We start from the raw sequence: 19,069 nt of genomic DNA on the forward strand, positions 1-19,069 counted from the left end.
ACGATCGCCGTACCGGGCGGCGGGCCCGTCGGGTAGGGTTGCCGTCCGGCCGGGGAGGGACCCGGTCGCCGGAAGCCGAGGAGGTGAGACCCATTACCGCTGTGTCAGTTCGGGTGCTCTCCTCTCGATGTCGCGCGGATCGCCGGTCGTAGGCGATCGCCGGAGCGCCCTTCGGTTTCCCGAAAGGCTCTGGGCTTCCATGCCGTCTGTGTCTTCCGTCCCCCCTTCCACGCCGTCGTCCCGTGACGTGGTCGTCTCCGCCCTGCGCACCGCGGGGTGCGTCTTCGCCGAGGACGAGGCCGCGCTGATCCTCGCCACCGCGCGCACCCCGGCCGAGACCGCCGCCATGGTCGAGCGCCGCGTCGCGGGCCTGCCCCTCGAACTCGTCGTCGGCTGGGCCGAGTTCCGCGGCCTGCGCATCGCCGTCGCCCCGGGCGTCTTCGTACCCCGCCGGCGCACCGAGTTCCTGGTGGAGCAGGCCCTGGAGCGGGCGCCCCGGGCCACCGTCGTGGTGGACCTGTGCTGCGGCTCGGGTGCCGTGGGAGCGGCGCTGGCGGCCGGACTCGGCCGCGTCGAACTGCACGCCGCCGACATCGACCCGGCCGCCGTGCGGTGCGCCCGCGGCAACATCGCCGCCGCCGGCGGCCGGGTCCACCAGGGTGATCTGTTCGAGGCGCTGCCCGCCGCGCTGCGCGGCCGCGTCGGCATCCTCGCGGCCAACGTGCCGTACGTGCCGAGCGACGAGATCGGCCTGCTGCCCCAGGAGGCCCGTGACCACGAGCCGCTGGTCGCCCTCGACGGCGGCACGGACGGCCTGGACGTCCTGCGCCGGGTCGCGGCCGAGGCGCCCCGCTGGCTCGCCCCCGGCGGCTGCGTCCTGGTGGAGACGAGCCGGCACCAGGCCCCGGCCGCCGTCGACGCCTTCGAACGCAGCGGCCTGGTGACACAGCTGGCCGTGTCGGAGGAGCGGTACGCCCACGTGGTGATCGGCGTCGGACCCTGAGGGCCTGTCGTTTGGATCATGCCGGCGTCGCGGGGCGTGGCACGCGCATCTGCCGCGTTGTCGTCGGTTGTCGACTCCCCCACGCTCGGCTGCGCTCGCGCGGGAGGGACCCCCATCGCGTCGCCGCCCTCCTCCGCCTTGCAGCTGCACGCACCACGCCCCGCTCGGGTCGGCCGAGAAGTGCGGTGCCTCCCAGCCGACCTGATCCGAACGACAGGCCCTGGGAGCTCCCCAGGCCCTCAGTCCGGCACCGTCGCCCGCGCGATGAGCAGCGCCACGTCGTCGAAGTTGTCCGGCTCGTGCAGCGTGCGCAGCAGCAGGTCGCAGACGTCCTCCAGCGGCCGGTCGGGTCCTTCGAGCAGCGACAGCAGCGTGTCGAGCCGTTCGTCGAGCGGGTCGCGCCGGGTCTCCACGAGGCCGTCGGTGTAGAACACCAGCCGGTCGCCGGGCTCGAGGTCGACGGTGATGGTGGAGAAGGCGACACCGCCCACGCCGAGCGGCACCCCGGTCGGCAGGTCGAGCAGCTCCGGTGGCCGGCCGGACCGGAGGCGCACCGGCGGCAGATGCCCGGCGTTGGCGATCCGGCACTGCCGCAGATGCGGGTCGTGAACGGCGTAGACACAGGTGGCGATGGCCTGTTCGAGGCCCGCGGTGATCTTGTCGAGGTGCTCCAGGAGCACGTTCGGATCGAGGTCGAGGGAGGCGAGGGTGTTGGTCGCCGTACGCAGCCGCCCCATGGCCGCCGCCGCGGGGATGCCGCTGCCCATCACATCGCCCACGACGAGCGCCGTCTTGCCGCCGTCCAGCGGGATCACGTCGAACCAGTCGCCGCCGACCTCGCTCGTGGCGCCGGCCGGCTGGTAGCGGGAGGCGACCTCCAGCCCGCCCGTCACCGGAGGGTGGCTGGGCAGCAGGCTGCGCTGGAGGGTGAGCGCGGTCTCGCGGGCGCTCTGGTACCAGCGGGCGTTGTCGATCTGCACGGCGGCCCGGGCGGCCAGCTCGCGCGCCAGTATCAGGTCGTCCTCGCCGAACGGCAGCGGATTGCGGGTGCGCTTGAGGTCCAGGGCGCCCAGCACCTCGCCGCGCGCGATCAGCGGTACCGCCAGATAGGAGTGCACCCCGGCCCGGCCCAGCAGCTCGGCCGCCTCCGGAGAGCGGGCGATGTGCGCCAGGTCCTCGTCCTTGACCTCCGGCAGCATCACCGGGCTCGCCGTGCGCACGCACTGGGTGACGAGCCGGTCGGACGCGTACCGGGCGACCTGCCCGGGAGGGTCGGCCGCCTCCAGCGCCTCGGCGGAGTCGTACCCCTGGACCGCCAGCGCGCGGATCACGGCCGGCTCGGCGGGGCCCAGGCTGGTGCGCCGGCCCTGCACCACCGCGTCCAGCAGATCGACCGCCGCGATGTCGGCGAGCTCCGGCACGGCCACGTCGGCCAGCTCACGGGCCGTGCGGTCCAGGTCCAGCGTGGTGCCGATCCGGCCCGAGGCGTCGGCGATCAGGGCCAGCCGCCGCCGTGCGGCCTCGGCCTCGATGGCCGCCCGGTACTGCTCGGTGACGTCGACGATCGAAACGGCCACGCCCAGCACGGTCCCGAAGGCGTTCTCCAGCCGGTACAGCGAGATCGACCAGGCGTGGTCCTGGTGCGGATCGGCCGGGGTACGGCCGATCGTGGACTGGTCGACGACCGGCCGGCCGGTGTCCAGGACCCGGCGCGCCGCGGCCTCCAGGGCGTCGACGTCCATCCGCGGCACCACCTCGCGGACCGTGCGGCCCAGGTGCTCCTCGGCCGGTACGCCGTTGATCTCCTCCAGTGCCTCGTTGACCGAGACGTACCGCAGGTCGGTGTCCAGCACGGCCAGCCCGATCGGGGACTGCGCGATCATCCGCGTCGACAGCGCCACGTCCCGCTCCAGCCGGTGCACCGTCGTCTGGTCGGCGCACAGCCCCAGCGCGTAGACGTCGCCCTGGTCGTCCAGCAGCCGCATGTTGCGGAACTCCACGAGCCGCGTGCTGCCGTCCTTGCGGCGGATGGGGAAGGCCCCCGCCCAGCTCTGCCCGGTGCCCATGACGTCGGCGAACAGCTTGACCACGAGGTCGACGTGCTGCTCGTGGACCATGATCCGGGCGGCGTACTCCCCGAGCGCCTCCCGCGCCTCGTACCCGAACAGTTCCTCGGCCTGCGGGCTCCACAGCACGATGCGGCCCTCCGCGTCCAGGACCACCGAGGCCACGCGCAGGACGTCGAGAAGCCCGCTGGGGCGCGCCGACCCGCGCACCGGAACGTCGCCCTCGGACTCGGGAGACCCGGCTGCACTCATCCCACGCCCCGCCTTCGCCGTCCTCGCGGCACGCCGTCGTGTGCCGACACCCCATGTTCTACCGCGCGGAGCCGTTTCCCGAAGGCCCCTTCCGTCACCTTCCACCATCGCCCAACACGGCGCGGGCCGCCCGCAGACCCGTCACCGGGAGAAGGGCACGGCCGGTAGTGCTCGCCGGAAGGTGGTGCTTTGCTGGGGTAGGGGCGGATACGGCATCCGGTGGCCTCGAGAGGAGCGATCACGATGGCGATGAACGAGGAGCGACCGCACCCCCACTCCGTCTCGGTGGAGATCAGCGGGTGCAGCAAGCAGGACGCCCGGATCGTGTTCGACGCACTGTGCGACTGCTTCGAGTCCGACCGGTGCGCCGACGACGTGCCCGAAGAACTGCACGCCACCCGCCCGACCGTATGGCTCGGCACCTACGACGTCGCCGACGAGCACGAGGGCGCCCGGCCGGTCCACCTGTCGTCCTCCGTCGACGCCGACCTGCACGGCGGCTACTGGGCGATCGAACGGCTGCGCACGACCCTGGACTCGCTGTTCGACGTGCATGAGCTGAGCACGGTCTCCGGCGACCAGGAGAAGGAACTGCACGTGCGTCTGGAGAGCCGGTGACCGCCCCTCACCCCGTCAGCAGGTCGAGGACGGCCCGCCGGTAGACGGCGTGCACCACGGGCAGGTCCGCCAGGTGCACGAGTTCGTCCACGCCGTGCAGCCCCTCGTACGGCAGGCCGAAGCCGGCCGTGGCCGGGATGCCCTCGGCCGCCAGGAGATTGCCGATGTTCGACGGGCCCGCCGTCTTGGCCCGCACCCGCAGCCCCTGCCCGGCCGCGGCGCCCAGCAGTGCGGCGGCCGGCTGCTCGTCGTGTGCCAGCCGGTAGGGCGGCCAGGACGCCACCGCCGTGACCTCGGTCGGCCGCGGGGCGGGCAGTGCCGCGTCCAGCCCGTTCACCGCCGCCCGGACCAGGTCCTCGGCGGCGCGGGCACCGAAGCCCGGCGTGGTGCGCACGTCCACGCCGATCTCGCACCGGTCCGGGACGACGGAGAAGCCCTCACCGCCGTGGCAGTACGTCACCGTCAGCTTCGGCGGCAGCGGGAACTCCCCGCTCGCCCTGGGCAGCGGGCCCGCGTCCAGCAGCCGTACGAGATGCGCCGCCCGCGACACTGCACCGACCACCGCCCGGCGCGACCCGGAGTGCCCTGACGTCCCGTGCACGGCGATCCTGGCCCGCCACAGCCCGCGGCCGCCGACCACGACCTCGTCGAGACCCGGGTAGCCGATCAGCACCCCGGCCGGGCGGACCGCGTCCGGGTCGGCGAGATACGCCCGGGCGCCCCCGAAGCCGCCCGTGTGCTCATCGGCGTCGAGCAGCACCGCGAGCCCGCCGCGCAGCTCGCCCGCCCGGCCGTGCAGCTCGGCCGCGATGTGGCAGAACAGGGCGGCGGCGAGCTTGGAGTCGGCCGCGCCCCGGCCCCGGAGCCGGCCGTCGACGACATCCCCGGCGGCGGGCGGGAAGGACCAGGCCGACTCGTCGCCGTACGGCGCGGTGTCCACGCAGGCGTCCAGCGCCCACCAGGGCCCGGGCCGGCCGCCGGCGATCTCCACCAGCAGCGCGACCGGGCGACGGGCGTCGTCGTGCAGCCGTCGGAACGGCAGCCCGCGGCCGGTGAGCCAGTCCTCCAGAACCGCCAGGACGGGCCGGTGGTCGTCGAGGCCGGCCCGGCTCGGGCAGCGGATCAGTTCGCTCGCGAGGTCCACCACGGCGGACAGCGGCCCAAGGTCCCTGGTCATGGCCCTACTGTGCCCTCCATCACCTTGTGCAACTAGTTGCATAAACCGTCGGTAGTCCTCTACAACTACAGGCACGACACCGCGCACGGAGGGCCCGATGAGCCGTTACCCGCACCTGCTGACCCCCCTCGACCTGGGCTTCACGACCCTGCCCAACCGGGTCCTCATGGGCTCCATGCACGTCGGCCTGGAGGAGGCCGAGGGCGGCTTCGCGCGCATGGCCGCCTTCTACGCGGCCCGCGCCCGCGGGGGAGTCGGCCTGATCGTCACCGGCGGCATCGCCCCCAACGACGAGGGGCGGCCCTACGAGGGCGGCGCCAAGCTCACCACCGAGGCGGAGGCCGAGCAGCACCGGGTCATCACCGACGCCGTGCACCGCGAGGGCGGTCGGATCGCGATGCAGATCCTGCACTTCGGCCGGTACGCCTACCACAAGGACCTGGTCGCGCCGAGCCCCGTCCAGGCGCCGATCAGCCCCTTCCCGCCCCGCGAGCTCAGCGAAGCCGACATCGAGCGGACCATCGAGGACTACGTCCGCGCCGCCCGCCTCGCCCGGCAGGCCGGCTACGACGGCGTCGAGATCATGGGCTCCGAGGGCTACCTCATCAACGAGTTCATCGCGCAGCAGACCAACCACCGCACCGACGGATGGGGCGGCTCGTACGAGAACCGCACGCGCTTCCCGCTGGAGATCGTGCGCCGGGTGCGCGAGGCTGTCGGCGAGGACTTCATCGTCATCTACCGGCTGTCCATGCTCGACCTCGTCCCGGGCGGCTCGACGCTCGACGAGGTCATCACCCTCGCCAAGGCCGTCGAGGCCGCCGGGGCGACGATCATCAACACCGGCATCGGCTGGCACGAGGCCCGCATCCCCACCATCGCGACCTCCGTGCCGCGCGGCGCGTACACCTGGGTGACCAAGCGGCTCATGGGCGAGGTGTCCGTCCCGCTCGTCACCACCAACCGCATCAACACCCCCGAACTCGCCGAGGAACTGCTCGCCGAGGGCGCCGCCGACATGGTGTCGATGGCCCGCCCGATGCTCGCCGACCCCGACTTCGTCACCAAGGCCGCCGCCGGCCGGTCCGAGGCGATCAACACCTGCATCGGCTGCAACCAGGCCTGCCTGGACCACACCTTCAGCGGCCTGATCACCTCTTGCCTGGTCAACCCACGCGCCTGTCACGAGACCGAGCTCGTGCTCTCCCCGACCCGGCTGCGCAAGCGCGTCGCGGTCGTCGGCGCCGGCCCGGCCGGACTCGCCTGCGCGGTCTCCGCCGCCGAACGCGGGCACGACGTGACGCTGTTCGACGCGGCGAGCGAGATCGGCGGCCAGCTCAACGTCGCCCGCAAGGTCCCCGGCAAGCAGGAGTTCGACGAGACGCTGCGCTACTTCCGCACCCAGCTCGACTGGCACGGCGTCGACATCCGGCTGAACACGCCCGTCACCGTCGCGGACGTCGACGGCTACGACGAGGTCGTCGTCGCCACCGGCGTCACCCCGCGCACCCCCGAGATCCCCGGTGTCGACCACCCGAGCGTCGTCGGCTACCTCGACGTCCTGCGCGACGGCGCCCCCGTCGGCGACCGGGTCGCGATCCTCGGCGCGGGCGGCATCGGCTTCGACGTCGCCGAGTTCCTCACCGACGGCGGCGACAAGGCCCACGAGGACCCGGAGACGTACTTCCGGCAGTGGGGCGTCGACATGGACTACCGCGGCCCCGGCGGCCTCGCCGCGCCCGAGCGGCCCGCCCCGCCGCGCACCGTCCACCTGCTCCAGCGCAAGGCGTCCAAGGTCGGCGCCGGCCTCGGCAAGACCACCGGCTGGATCCACCGCACCGAGCTCAAGCACCGCGGCGTCACCATGGTCCCGGGCGTGAGCTACGACCGCATCGACGACGCCGGACTGCACATCACCGTCGGCGAGGAGAGCACGGTCCTGGAGGTCGACACGATCGTGCTGTGCACGGGCCAGGAGCCGCGCCGCGGCCTGTACGAGGAACTGCTCGCCGCCGGGTGCAGCGCGCACCTCATCGGCGGTGCCGACGTGGCCGCCGAACTGGACGCCAAGCGCGCCATCAAGCAGGGCACCGAGCTCGCGGCCGCCCTGTAGTGCGGTGACGCGTCCCTAGGATGAGGCCATGTCACTCCCGCACGCGATCCTCACCGCCCTGCTCGAGAAGCCGTCGGCGGGCCTGGATCTCACCCGCCGGTTCGACCGGTCGATCGGCTACTTCTGGTCGGCGACGCACCAGCAGATCTATCGCGAGCTCGGGAAACTGGAGGCCGACGGCCTCATCAGGGCGCTGCCGTCCGAGCAGCCGGCCCGCGGCCAGAAGAAGAGCTACGAGGTGCTGCCCGCGGGCCGCGCCGAACTGGCCCGCTGGACCTCCGCCTCCCAGGACCCCAAGCCGCACCGCGACGCGCTGCTGCTGCGGCTCAGGGCGGCCGCCGTGGTCGGCACGGCGGGCCTGGAGGCCGATCTGCGACGCCATCTGGAGCTGCACGAACGGCAGCTGGCGGAGTACGAGGAGATCGAGAAGCGCGACTTCCCGCCCGGCCGGGACGGCACCGAGGACCGGCTGCGCCATCTCGTGCTGCAGGCCGGCATCGACCTGGAGACCTTCTGGACCCAGTGGCTCAGGCGCGCCCTGGCGGACGTCGCCGAACTCCCCGACGGCGGGCCGGCCGGGCCGGCCTGACCGGGGTGTCGAGGCGACCAGGAGAGCCCGAGGGGGACGACCGCGCGTCCGACGCGATCACGACATGACGGCGGCCCGCCCGACCGGAGCGCTTCGGGAGAGCGGGCCGCCGTCCGTACCGGGTCAGAGCCGGTACGGCCTGTTGCGCCGGCGCAGGTACCAGGCGGTCGCGAGGACGCCGGATCCGACCAGCGTGCCGCCCGCCACCAGCGTGACGGTTCCGTAGTCCGTCGAGCTGCCGCCGACCCCGCCCATCACGCCGCGGGACGGCGACACCGAGGGGGACGCGGACCGCGAGGGGGAGGCGGAGGGGGAGGGGGCCGTGGAGACCACGACGGACTGAGTGCCCGCGGTGGTGCCGTCCGAGCAGACGACGATGACCGTGTAGGTGCCCGGGGAGACGCTCGACCAGGCCGCGGACTGGTTGGTGGACGTCCCGGACAGCGTCACCTGACGGCCCTGGGCGAAGCTGCCCTGGCTGCTGGTGAGGAGCGAGGCGGTGCCCCAACTGCCGTTGATCTGGGTGCACGAGCTGGTCGTGACCGAAACCGTGGACCCCGTGGTGCTCACGGAGATACCCGGGCCCGCGGCGGCGGGCACCGCGGCCAGGGCGAGGGGCAGCGCGGCGGCGACTGCCACAGTCAGGCCGGAGCGGAGAACTGGCGATGAGTTGCGCATGTGGACTGCCCTCCGGCGGCACGGTTGGCGGTACATCCCTTGCGCCGCCGAGGGTCGGGGAACGCCCGTGCTGCCTCAGGGTCAGCCAAAGCGCCCCCGGCCCCGGCCGCACTCCGAGCGCCCCCGTGCAGGTGACGGCGTCCTCCTCCCGGCCGATGCCGCGGAGTTCGTCAGCGCCCCGTGCCCGTCGTCACCGCCCGCTCCGCAGAGAACCCTCCCCAGGTGCCGTCCGGCAGCATCGCCCGGACGCGGACCCGGTGGGTGACACCGGCTTTCCGACCCACGTAGAAGCTGTACGCGGCCCGCCCGCGCGGGGTGCGGCCTCCGAAAACGAGGGACGTGGCGGGTCGGCCGTCCAGATGGATCTGGTACTCGGTGACCTCACCGTCCACGCGGGGCGGCACCCAGCTCAGGTCGACGTGATACGCCCCGTGCTCGCGGTGGCTCGTCGCCCGGAAGCGCGTGGGGGCGGTGGCGCGGCCGTCGTCCGTGCCCGGGGTGGTGAGGCGGACGGTGGGACTGGCGGGGGAGACGTTGCCGGCCGCGTCCCGGGCCCGGACGGTGAAGGCGTAGTCCGTGCCGGGCCGCAGCCCCGTGAGCACGGTGGCCGTCTGGCCCCCGCCCACGCTGTGGATCTTAGTGCCTTGCTGGTGGATGTCGTACGACACCACGTCCCGGTCGTCCGTCGAGGCGGACCAGGACAGCTGGACCGCCCGGCTTCCGGCCGCCCGCCCGCCGGGCGCCGACGGGCGGGTCGGTGCGGAGCGGTCGTCCGCCACGGCCGCGGGGGTCTTCGCCCGGACCTGGCGGCTCGGCGGCCCGAGCCGCCCGCCGCTGTCCCGCGCCCGTACGGAGAAGGCGTACAGCGTCGCGGGCCGGAGCCTGGTGACATCCACCATGTGCTGCGAACCCGGCACCTCCTTGACCTTCGTGGTGCCGCGATACACCTCGTAGACATCGACCCGGGCGGTCGCGTTCCACATGACGTGCACGCTGGTCGCGCTGCCCGCAGCGGCGGTGACACCCGTGGGCGCGCCGGGCCCACCTCCGACGTCCCCTTCCTCCGCTCCGGCCCAGCCGCAGGAGGCGACCAGGACGAGAGTCCCGCAGAGGGCCAGGTGGCGGCGGAGGGATGGGGGAGCGAAACGGCGTGGCACGACACTGCCTCCCGGGGGTGGCACACGGGAATGGTCCGGACCAATATGACGCTGTTGGCGCGATCACATCAAGAGGGCGGTGGTCGAGCACCGGATGTCACTTCCGGAAAACGGCGTCACCCCCCGCGGCGCGTGACCACCCGGGAGAGTTACGTATGCTGAAGACTCCACGGCCGAACTCCTGGTGGACACAGTGGAGTTCGGGCCTGTCGCGCGGACCGCTGTCGTCGCAGATCCCGCGCCGGCGCGGGTGGCCGGGCTGCCTGAGTCTTACGCGGACTCAGGCCCCCGGCCCCTGTCGGAGGTTGGGGACGTGCACCGTCCGGCCCCCCAATGGTGGCCGAGTGATCGCCTCGGGGCCAGATTGGGCTGAGTGCCCGTCAGGTCCCCCACGAGAGGCTCCCGTATCGTGCGTGTCCAGTCGCTCACCCTGGCCGCGGCCAGCGCCGCCCTGCTCGTCCCGACGACACCCCCCGCCGCCCGGCTCCACCCCGCGGTGTGGCGCGAGAGCACCGTGAGCGCCGCCGACCTGCTCGCCCAGGTGCGGGACTGCACTCCCGTCTCCCGTGGCCGCTACCGCAGCGACAACGGCGCACCCGCGAACATCCCGGTCTGCGGCACCCGCGACGCCGTGTTCTGGAAGGCCGACATGGACATCGACTGCGACGGCCTCCCGGGACCCCGCTGCAACCGCGGCACCGACCCGTACTTCGCCGCGAGCACGGCCTACGTCCAGTCCGACGGCCGCCCGTTGAGCGCCGAACGCCTGCCCTTCATCGTCGTACCCGCGCCTAGCGGCCTCTGGGACTACCGGGACCACGGCATCGGCGGCGGTTCGGTGGTGGCCGTCGTGTACCGCGACCGGGTGCAGTACGCGGTCGTCGGCGACACGGGCCCGCAGGGCATCATCGGGGAGGCGTCCTACGCGACCGCCAAGGCCCTCGGTATCCGCGCCGATCCGCACGGCGGCGGTGCGCCCTCCGGCGTCACCTACATCGTCTTCAAGAACACCAAGGTGTCGCCCATCGAGGACCACGCGGCGGCCGTGGCAGAGGGGGAGCGGGTGGCGAGGCGGTTCGCCGACGGGAGCCGGGCCGACGGAAGCTGAGCGGCTGACGGCGCGTCACGGACACGGCTGCGGCCGGGCACACCGCCTTTCCGGCGTGCCCGGCCGCAGCCGTCGCTCACACCTTCCGGTAGGTGTACGCCTCCGTGGCGGCCGCCTCCACCGCTGCCAGGTCCGCCCCGGTGGACGCCGTGACGACCGCGGCCACGGCTCCCTCCACGAAGGGGGCGTCCACCAGGCGCGTCCGCTCCGGGAGTTCGTCGCCCTCCGCGAGCAGCGCCTTCACCGTGAGCACCGCGCTGCCCAGGTCGGTCAGGACGGCCACTCCCGCTCCGCGGTCGACGGACGCGGCCGCGGCGGCGATCAGTTCGGAGCTCGTACCGAGCCCGCCGCCCTCGGTACCGCCCGCCGGAGCGACGGGCACCACCGGGCCACCGCCCGCGAGCCCCTTCGCCAGCTCCGCGACCGACGCGGCCACCGCCGCGCTGTGCGACACCAGCACGATTCCCACCAGCTGCTCGTCACTCACCGGCGGCCTCCGCGAGTGCGGCGATCAGCAGCGCGGAAGACGTGGCGCCCGGGTCCTGGTGCCCGATGCTGCGCTCGCCCACATAGCTCGCCCGGCCCTTGCGGGCCTGAAGGGGCGTCGTCGCCACCGCGCCCTCCTCGGCGGCGGTCCGGGCCGCCGCGAACGAGCCACCGAGCGCGTCCACCGCGGGCACCAGTGCGTCGATCATGGTCGCGTCGCCCGGGGCGGCACCGCCGAGCGTCATGACCGCGTCCACCCCGGTCCGCAGCGCCTCGGTCAGCTGCTCCGCACTGACCTCGCCGGCGTCGCCGAGCGCTTTGCCGGTACGGCGCAGCAGCGTCCCGTACAGCGGCCCCGAGGCGCCGCCGACCGTCGAGATCAGCTGGCGTCCGGCCAGCGTCAGGACCCCACCGGGCGTGTCGGGGGCCTCCTTCTCCAGGACGGCCACGACGGCCGTGAAACCGCGGTGGAGGTTGCTGCCGTGATCGGCGTCCCCGATGGGGGAGTCGAGAGCGGTGAGCCGTTCCGCCTCGCGGTCCACGGACGCGGCGGTCGCCGTCATCCAACGGCGGAAGAAATCGGCGTCGAGCACTGGATCTCCTTGCCTGGTAGGTACGTGGTGATCCTCTACCCTCTGCGTGTCACACGCCCCAGCGCAGGCCCGGGGTCTTCACCGGCGCGTCGTACAGCCGCAGCAGCTCCTCGTCGACCTGGCACAGGGTGAGCGAGGCGCCCGCCATGTCCAGCGAGGTGACGTAGTTGCCCACGAGGACGCGGGCCACGGGGACGCCGCGCTGGGCGAGCACCCGGTGCACCTCGGCGTTGAAGCCGTACAGCTCGAGGAGGGGCGTCGCGCCCATGCCGTTGACGAGGACCAGCACCGGATTGCGCGGCTGGAGGTCCTCCACCACCGCCTCGACGGCGGCCTCGGCGATCTCGCCGGAGGTCATCATGGAACGCCGCTCCCGGCCGGGCTCGCCGTGGATGCCGATGCCCAACTCCAGCTCGCCGGGCGGCAGATCGAAGGTGGGGCTGCCCTTGGCCGGCGTGCTGCAGGCGCTCAGCGCGATCCCGAAACTCCGCGAGCTCTCGTTCACCTGGCGGGCGATGGACTCCACCCGCTCCAGAGGCATGCCCTCGGCAGCGGCGGCGCCCGCGATCTTCTCCACGAACAGGGTCGCGCCCGTACCGCGCCGCCCCGCGGTGTACAGGCTGTCGGTCACCGCCACGTCATCGTTGACCAGCACCTTCGCGACCTGGATGCCCTCGTCCTCGGCCATCTCGGCGGCCATGTCGAAGTTGAGCACGTCACCGGTGTAGTTCTTCACGATGAACAGCACGCCGGCGCCGCTGTCCACGGCGGCGGCCGCGCGCAGCATCTGGTCGGGTACGGGGGAGGTGAACACCTCTCCGGGACAGGCCGCCGACAGCATGCCGGGACCTACGAAACCGCCGTGCAACGGCTCGTGCCCGGAGCCTCCGCCCGAGACCAGCCCCACCTGCCCGGAGACGGGAGCGTCCCGCCGCACGATCACCCGGTTCTCCACGTCCACGGTCAGCTCCGGGTGGGCAGCCGCCAGGCCGCGCAGCGCATCTGCGACCACGGTCTCCGGGACGTTGATCAGCATCTTCACGGGAACCTCCAGGTGAGACTTGTCAATGTGCCTCTGGCCTTCATTTTTGCAGTTCAGAATGTGCCAGGCCAGTTCTCGACCTTGGCGGTCGGCAGCGTCGCGGTCGCGTCCTACCGGCTGACGAGCAGCGGTCCTTGAGCGGCGCCGGCGAAGCCGCCGCGCGTCAAGAGCCCGCGCGCCGAGGGCTGGAAGGATTGCGCCGAGCGCGCCCCGTCGCCCACCTGCAAGAGTTCCCGGAGGACCGGCGATGACCAGCCCCACCGCCCCGGCGGAGGCGACCGGCGGCCCGGCCCGGCCCGCCGAGCGAGCGGCCGGAACCTCATGACCCCACCGGGTCCGACAACGGCGTGGCCGGGGAAAGCGCGGGAGGCGGGCCGTCCGGCTCGTGGCCGGCGTGAGTTCGGTGCCGGCGCTGGCCGCCTGCAGCCCGGGCGGCTTCGACGACGGGGGTTCCGGGGACCGTGAGGCCAGGTACCAGCGCGTCATCGAAGACCCCCACCCGCGCCCGGCCGACGTCATCGAGGCGGCCGGCGCACCGACGGCGGTGGTGCGCGCGGACGACGGCTCGCTGCTGTTGACCTTCGACGCCGGCAACGTCGAGGACGACGAGGGGCCGGCCGCCTCCGCCTGGCGCATCGTGGACCGCCACGGCCGTACGGTCGCCGAGCACGCGGAACACGCAGCCGCGGAGGCGGTGCGCGCCGCGTTCAGGGGGGTGCCGGGGGCTTCGTGCGGGTGCCGTCCGGGGGGAGCGCGGAGGGAACGTACGCCCTCGACGTGCGTGGCGGGCGGCACACGGTCGACATCACCGAGACCCCGTTGCGCTCCCGCCCCGGCGACATCCTGCTCGCCGCACCGGAGCCGGCCCTCGTGTACCGCCCCGCCACACGCACCGTGGCTCCCCCGGCCGGAGTGCCGGACAACGCCGTCCGCCTCGCCGTCGACGAGGGGGGGGCACGGCCTGGAGCCTGGCCCAGTCGCTGACCGAGACCCCCGACCCCGGCGACGTTCACCTCGTTCACCGTCGTCGGCACGACGTTCTACGGCATCGCCGACGCGACGACGGCGACGTATGACCGGGTGGAGGGCGAGGGCCTGTGGATCTCTCGCGACGGCTGCCGCGAGTGGCGGCGCCACGGGCAACGCGGGTCTCGCAGCCGCGCCGAGGCGACCGGCCCCGGTGAGCCCTCGGCGTGACCCCCGCCGGGTCAGCCGCGGCGTACCAGCATGCTCAGCGAGTTGGCCAGCACGATGGCCCCGATGCCCGCCCACTCGGTCCGGCCCAGGTGCTGGCCGAGGCCCAGCAGGCCCACCACGGCGGCGAGAACGGGGTTGACGCTCATGAACAGCCCGAAGGCCTGGGCCGGCACGGTGCGCAGCGTGAACAGGTCCGCCAGGTACGGCACGGCGGAGGACAGGACGCCCGCGGCGACGGCACAGCCGATGGCCTCCGCGGTAGGCGGCTGACGGACGACCAGGACGACACCGACCGGCAGGAACATCAGGGCGGACAGCCCCGCCGCTGCCGCCGAGCCCTGAGCGCCCGGGATGCGGCGTCCGACGGTGCGGTTGAGCAGGATGTACGACGCCCAGCACACGGCGGCCAGCAGACCCAGCCCCATTCCCACGTAGTCGGTGGACGGTTGAGGCCGCATCAGGACGACGACCCCTGCCGCCGCCGTCACCGCACAGCACGCGTCCACGCGGCGACGCGCGGCGGCCAGGGCGATGGTGAGGGGGCCGAGGAACTCGAGCGTCACCGCAAGGCCCAGACCGATGCGGTCGATGGCGCTGTACAGGGACAGGTTCATCGTCCCGAACACGACGGCCAGCGACAGCACCGGCCACCACTGCCGCCAGGTGAAGGACCGCAGCCGGGGCCGGCTCACCGACCACAGCACGACGGCGGCGACGTACTGGCGGACCGCGACGACACCGACCGGCCCGATGACGGGGAAGGCGAGGGAGCCGAGCGCGGCGCCGGTCTGGTTGGACAGACCGCTGCCCACCATCGTGGCCACCCCGGCGAGACGGCGCCGGCTGTCCTCAACGCCCGGGAGCGTCGCCGGGGGCACGGGATCTGCGGGACGCCCGGAGGGGGCGGCGGGTACGGAAGCGGCTCGCATGCGCTGATCGTGCTTCGGGGCGGTCCTTGCGCAAAATGCGTTCGGGGACGGATCTATACGATGCAGTCATGGATGTGGAGCTCCGGCAGCTGCGCTGCCTCGTCGCGATCGTCGACGAGGGCACCTTCACCGACGCCGCCATCGCGCTCGGCGTCTCCCAGGCAGCGGTCTCCCGCACCCTCGCCTCGCTCGAACGGGCCCTGGGCGTGAGGTTGTTGCGCCGTACCTCCCGAGAGGTCACCCCGACCACGGCCGGGCTGCGGGTCGTGGCCCAGGCCCGGAGGGTGCTCGGGGAGGTGGACGATCTGGTCCGGGAGGCCACCTCGGGCCACTCCGTCCTGCGCATCGGCTACGCCTGGTCGGCTCTCGGCCGCCACACCTCCGCCTTCCAGCGCCGCTGGGCGAAGGACCGTCCGGCGACGGAACTGCACCTGGTCCGCGTCAACTCGGCCACCGCCGGTCTGGCCGAGGGCGCGTGCGACCTGGCCGTGGTGCGCAGACCCTTGGAGGACCGGCGGCTCGACTCGGCCATCGTGGGACTGGAGCGGCGTATGGTCGCCCTGGCCGCGGACGATTCCCTGGCCGGACGCCGCTCGGTACGGCTCGCCGACCTGAGCGGCCGCACCCTGCTGATCGACCGCCGGACCGGAACCACCACCCCCGACCTGTGGCCGCCCGACGCCCGCCCGGCGACCGAGGAGACGCACGACGTCGACGACTGGCTCACGGTCATCGCCACCGGCCGCTGCGTCGGCATGACCGCGGAGTCCACCGCCCACCAGTACCGGCGCCCCGGCATCGTCTACCGCCCCGTACGCGACGCCGAACCCATCGCCGTGCGCCTCGCCTGGTGGCACGACGAGCCCCATCCCGCCACCCAGCCGACGATCGAACTCCTCACCGCCCTCTACCGCAACGATTAATCGGCTTGTCGCATCAAAGCGGCCCGCTCTAGGGTGACTTCACTTCGACGAGACGCTCCCCAGAAGCACGCCGCAGAGCGGAAGCGTCCCACCTCCTGAGGTGACGAAGGGGCGGCAGCAGTCTTTGTCGACCCCTCTTACGGAGGCTTCTTCCATGAACGTCGGTATCGGTCTGCCCATCGGCGACCCCACCACCCTGCTCGACTGGGCCCGGCGCGCCGACTCCGGGCCCTTCAGCACCCTCGGCCTGCTCGACCGGCTCGTCTACGACAACCCCGAGCCCCTGGTCGCGCTCGCCGTCCTCGCGGGCGCCACCTCCCGCATCCGCGTCCAGACCGAGGTGCTGCTCGCCCCGCTGCGCGACACCGCCCTCCTCGCCAAGCAGGCCGCGACCCTGGACCGGATGACGGCCGGCCGTCTCGTCCTCGGCCTGGGCATCGGAGGCCGGGACGACGACCACCAGGTCACGGGCATCGACATGCGCACCCGAGGGCGGCGCCTCGACGAGCAGATGGCGGTCATGCGGCGCCTGTGGTCGGGCGATCCGTACGGCGACGGCGTCGGGCCGATCGGCCCCCGCCCGGCCCGGCCCGGAGGCCCCGAGGTGCTCTTCGGCGGCTTCAAGCCCGCCGCGATCGAACGCGTCGCGCGCTGGGGCGACGGGTTCCTCGCCGCCGCCCCGCTCTCCTGGGCGGGAGGCCTGTTCGACACCGCCCGCAGGTTCTGGAAGGAGTACGGCCGCGACGGCGCACCCCGCATCGTCGCGCAGGCCAACGTCGCACTCGGCCCGGACGACGTGATCCACGACGCCCGGGCCAGAATGCACGCGTACTACGCCTTCACCGGCATGCCCGACCGGATGACCGCCGGCCTGCTCACCACCCCCGCCGCGATCCGTGACACGATCACCGGCTTCACCGACCTCGGCGCCGACGAGGTGATGCTCTACTGCTACGGCCTCGACCCGACCCAGGTGGACCGTCTCGCCGACGTCGTGTGACGGCTCGTTCCGGCGGCGCGTGGCCCCCCGTCGAGGCGGCGTACTGCCGACGGCGCCGGCCCAGGCCCGCCGAGCCGGCCTCTCAGCGGGGGAGCACACCGGCCAGTGCGCTCACCCCGGCGGCACAGGCCAGGACGGCGCAGGCACCGGCCGCGTGGCGGCGGAGCAGGGCGCGCCGGAGGTCGGCGTAGCGGGTCTCGTACTCCTGCCGCAGCTCCTCGGCTCGTCGCACGGTGCCGAGCATCAGCTGCCGGGTGACATCGAGACGCCGGCGGACGTAGTGGCCGGTGAGTTCCTCGGCTTGGGCGGTGGTCAGCCACGCCATCCGCGCGCAGAGGTCCTCCGCCTCGCGCCGGGCCTGCTCGCGTTCGGCATGGGCGAGCAGGTAGCCCTCGGTCTCGTCGGCCAGGACACTGCGCGGCTCGCCGGCGGGCGCCTCGTGCCTGCCGCGTTTCACGGCCGCTCACCCTTGTGCCCGTCGGCGTCCAGCACGTCGCGCCGCCCGGTGTTCGCCGCCTCGTCCGCATGATCGTGCCGTGCATGGTGAACGCCTGGCTGTACTGCTCGCTGGAGACGATCTGCAGCCCCGGCCGCGTGAAAGGTGGTCGTCGGCCAGGAGACGACCACCTTCCCTCGGCCGCGGCGCTCCACCGCGGGTACGGGGGCAACCGGTTCGGTGTGTGTCGCCATCAGTCCCTCTATCGGCAGCAACGGTGCACGGACGGTCATCCGGCCCGCAGGAACCTATTCCGTCCGGTTCATCACCCCTGTCTGCCGTCGGGTGTCCCTGGGCCGGATGGCGGAATGATCCATTCGACCGGGCGGCGGGATCCGGCCCGAGGGGGAACACCGCGCCGGTTGTCTTTACCGGCGTAAGCGGTTTCTTCCTCTGTGTCATGTTTTGTTACGACGCGAGCGCGGCACTCGGTAACCCACGAGCGTGCCCCCTGAGAGGTGACCATCGCTGCGTGAGGTGCGCCTGACGCGCGCCGGAATCCGGCCCGGCCGCCGGGCGGAACAGAGGGTGGTCGATGACGACGATCGGCGTGGAAGAGGAGTACCTGCTGCTCGACCCGGTCACGGGCCTGCCGGTACCTCAGGCGGACAAAGTGCGCGCCGCGGCGGGCATGGGGCATCTGGTGACCGACCAGGAGGTGCAGTACGAGCTGCTCCAGGCGCAGGTCGAGGTGGCCACCCCGGTCTGCGAAACCCTGGAGGAGGTCGGAGGCCATCTGCTGCGTCTGCGGCACGCCGTCGGCGTGGCCGCCGAGGAGTACGGCTGCCGGATCGGGGTGTGCGGGACACCGCCACTGCGGCACGGCCACCCCATCGCCGTCACCGACCAGGCCCGCTACCGGGCCATGGTCACCCAGGCGCCGCAGCTGGTGGCGGAGCAGTTGGTCAACGGCACGCACGTGCACGTCGCCGTGCCGGACCGGGAGGCGGGCGTGCAGGTTCTGAACCGGATCCGCTCCCGGCTTCCGACGCTGACCGCCATGGCGGCGAATTCCCCGCTCTGGGACGGTCACGACACGGGCTTCGCGAGCTGGCGCACGGTGATCTTCAGCAGGTGGCCGGTCAGCGGCATGCCCCCGCACTTCCGGGACGCCGCGGACTACGACCGTCGCGTGGAACGGCTGCTGGATTCCGGTCTGATCTCCGACACCGGTCAGCTCTACTGGCAGGCCCGCCTGTCGGCCACGTACCCCACCATCGAAGTGCGGTGCCCGGACGTCCAACTGCGCGCTGATGAGGCGGTCATGCTCGCCGCGATCATCCGGGCCCTCGTGGAGACCGCCCTGGCGGAAGCGGCCGCCGACGCGCCCCTGCCCGACTACGCTCCGGAACTGCTCCAGGCCGCCATGTGGCACGCGGCCCGGCACGGCCTGGGCGACACCCTGATCGACGCCGACGGCACACCGCACCGCGCCGGTGACGTGCTCTACGAGTTCCTGCGGCACGTCGCCCCCGCCCTCGACGCGTCCGGCGACTCCCGGCAGGTCATGTCCCTGGTCCACCGGCTGCTGCAGGAAGGGACGGGCGCGGACCGGCAGCGCGCCGCCCTCGCCCACGGTGGTCTCCGCGCGGTCACCGAACTGGTCAGTGCCCAGAGCACGATGCCGTGACGCCGCGGCGAA

General features: G+C 73.1%; 18 protein-coding genes. 9 read left to right on the plus strand and 9 right to left on the minus strand.

The features are described 5' to 3' along the window. The first annotated feature begins 199 nt into the window (after positions 1-199). Positions 200-1,003 carry a putative protein N(5)-glutamine methyltransferase gene (locus AB0G20_RS09915; RefSeq protein ID WP_361298602.1) on the plus strand — a complete coding sequence of 268 codons (804 nt, stop codon included), beginning with the start codon at positions 200-202 and terminating at the stop codon, positions 1,001-1,003. Positions 1,004-1,242: 239 nt separating this feature from the next. Here AB0G20_RS09915 and AB0G20_RS09920 read toward each other — a convergent pair whose 3' ends face one another. Further along, positions 1,243-3,321: a SpoIIE family protein phosphatase gene (locus tag AB0G20_RS09920; protein ID WP_361298605.1), complete on the minus strand. Its 2,079-nt coding sequence runs from the start codon at positions 3,319-3,321 to the stop codon at positions 1,243-1,245. 249 nt (positions 3,322-3,570) lie between these two features. Between AB0G20_RS09920 and AB0G20_RS09925 the strand changes: the two genes are divergently transcribed. Next, on the plus strand, positions 3,571-3,939 hold the full coding sequence (locus AB0G20_RS09925) for a hypothetical protein (protein ID WP_361299374.1): 369 nt from the start codon (positions 3,571-3,573) through the stop codon (positions 3,937-3,939). Between the two features lie 7 nt (positions 3,940-3,946). On the opposite strand, the gene AB0G20_RS09930 is transcribed toward AB0G20_RS09925, so the two are convergent. After that, positions 3,947-5,116 carry a M20/M25/M40 family metallo-hydrolase gene (locus AB0G20_RS09930; RefSeq protein WP_361298608.1) on the minus strand — a complete coding sequence of 390 codons (1,170 nt, stop codon included), beginning with the start codon at positions 5,114-5,116 and terminating at the stop codon, positions 3,947-3,949. A 97-nt stretch (positions 5,117-5,213) separates the two neighbouring features. Here AB0G20_RS09930 and AB0G20_RS09935 point away from each other — a divergent pair, with 97 nt between their 5' ends. Together AB0G20_RS09935 and AB0G20_RS09940 are read left to right on the plus strand one after the other, a co-directional pair. Then, positions 5,214-7,229, plus strand: coding sequence for an NADPH-dependent 2,4-dienoyl-CoA reductase (locus tag AB0G20_RS09935; protein WP_361298611.1), 2,016 nt, complete (start codon positions 5,214-5,216; stop codon positions 7,227-7,229). A 28-nt stretch (positions 7,230-7,257) separates the two neighbouring features. After that, a complete protein-coding gene (locus AB0G20_RS09940; protein WP_361298614.1) occupies positions 7,258-7,818 on the plus strand; it encodes a PadR family transcriptional regulator in 561 nt (186 codons plus the stop codon). A 123-nt stretch (positions 7,819-7,941) separates the two neighbouring features. Here the strand turns inward: AB0G20_RS09940 and AB0G20_RS09945 are convergent, their stop codons facing one another. Together AB0G20_RS09945 and AB0G20_RS09950 are read right to left on the minus strand one after the other, a co-directional pair. Beyond that, the gene (locus AB0G20_RS09945) at positions 7,942-8,496 is read right to left on the minus strand and encodes a hypothetical protein (RefSeq protein WP_361298617.1); all 555 of its coding nucleotides are present in this window, start codon (positions 8,494-8,496) and stop codon (positions 7,942-7,944) included. Between the two features lie 170 nt (positions 8,497-8,666). Next, positions 8,667-9,653, minus strand: a complete 987-nt coding sequence (locus AB0G20_RS09950) for a fibronectin type III domain-containing protein (RefSeq protein ID WP_361298620.1) — start codon at positions 9,651-9,653, stop codon at positions 8,667-8,669. Positions 9,654-10,062: 409 nt separating this feature from the next. On the opposite strand from AB0G20_RS09950, the gene AB0G20_RS09955 reads away from it, so the two are divergent. After that, positions 10,063-10,761, plus strand: coding sequence for a glycoside hydrolase family 75 protein (locus tag AB0G20_RS09955; RefSeq protein ID WP_361298623.1), 699 nt, complete (start codon positions 10,063-10,065; stop codon positions 10,759-10,761). Between the two features lie 76 nt (positions 10,762-10,837). Here the strand turns inward: AB0G20_RS09955 and AB0G20_RS09960 are convergent, their stop codons facing one another. Genes AB0G20_RS09960 through dhaK form a run of 3 tightly spaced genes read right to left on the minus strand, consistent with a single transcriptional unit; the run spans position 10,838 to position 12,882 of the window. Continuing rightward, the gene (locus AB0G20_RS09960; protein ID WP_361298626.1) at positions 10,838-11,248 is read right to left on the minus strand and encodes a PTS fructose transporter subunit IIA; all 411 of its coding nucleotides are present in this window, start codon (positions 11,246-11,248) and stop codon (positions 10,838-10,840) included. Then, positions 11,241-11,840, minus strand: coding sequence for a dihydroxyacetone kinase subunit DhaL (dhaL, locus tag AB0G20_RS09965; protein ID WP_361298629.1), 600 nt, complete (start codon positions 11,838-11,840; stop codon positions 11,241-11,243). Before dhaL ends, AB0G20_RS09960 begins: the two co-directional genes overlap by 8 nt. A 49-nt stretch (positions 11,841-11,889) precedes the next feature. Next, positions 11,890-12,882 carry a dihydroxyacetone kinase subunit DhaK gene (gene dhaK, locus AB0G20_RS09970; RefSeq protein ID WP_361298632.1) on the minus strand — a complete coding sequence of 331 codons (993 nt, stop codon included), beginning with the start codon at positions 12,880-12,882 and terminating at the stop codon, positions 11,890-11,892. A gap of 729 nt (positions 12,883-13,611) precedes the next feature. Between dhaK and AB0G20_RS09975 the strand changes: the two genes are divergently transcribed. Continuing rightward, positions 13,612-13,866, plus strand: a complete 255-nt coding sequence (locus AB0G20_RS09975) for a hypothetical protein (protein ID WP_361298635.1) — start codon at positions 13,612-13,614, stop codon at positions 13,864-13,866. A 224-nt stretch (positions 13,867-14,090) separates the two neighbouring features. Here AB0G20_RS09975 and AB0G20_RS09980 read toward each other — a convergent pair whose 3' ends face one another. Continuing rightward, positions 14,091-15,008, minus strand: a complete 918-nt coding sequence (locus tag AB0G20_RS09980; RefSeq protein WP_361298638.1) for an EamA family transporter — start codon at positions 15,006-15,008, stop codon at positions 14,091-14,093. A 68-nt stretch (positions 15,009-15,076) separates the two neighbouring features. On the opposite strand from AB0G20_RS09980, the gene AB0G20_RS09985 reads away from it, so the two are divergent. Beyond that, positions 15,077-15,931 (plus strand): LysR family transcriptional regulator, encoded by an 855-nt coding sequence (locus AB0G20_RS09985; protein WP_361298641.1) that lies wholly within the window; start codon positions 15,077-15,079, stop codon positions 15,929-15,931. 154 nt (positions 15,932-16,085) lie between these two features. Further along, the gene (locus AB0G20_RS09990; protein WP_361298644.1) at positions 16,086-16,931 is read left to right on the plus strand and encodes an LLM class flavin-dependent oxidoreductase; all 846 of its coding nucleotides are present in this window, start codon (positions 16,086-16,088) and stop codon (positions 16,929-16,931) included. Positions 16,932-17,013: 82 nt separating this feature from the next. Here the strand turns inward: AB0G20_RS09990 and AB0G20_RS09995 are convergent, their stop codons facing one another. Continuing rightward, entirely contained in the window at positions 17,014-17,388 is a 375-nt protein-coding gene (locus AB0G20_RS09995; RefSeq protein ID WP_361298647.1) for a hypothetical protein, read from the minus strand. 574 nt (positions 17,389-17,962) lie between these two features. Between AB0G20_RS09995 and AB0G20_RS10000 the strand changes: the two genes are divergently transcribed. Continuing rightward, a complete protein-coding gene (locus tag AB0G20_RS10000) occupies positions 17,963-19,057 on the plus strand; it encodes a glutamate--cysteine ligase (RefSeq protein WP_361298650.1) in 1,095 nt (364 codons plus the stop codon). The last annotated feature ends 12 nt before the right edge of the window (positions 19,058-19,069 follow it).

The organism is Streptomyces sp. NPDC024017, from assembly GCF_040638895.1.
GTDB lineage: Bacteria > Actinomycetota > Actinomycetes > Streptomycetales > Streptomycetaceae > Streptomyces.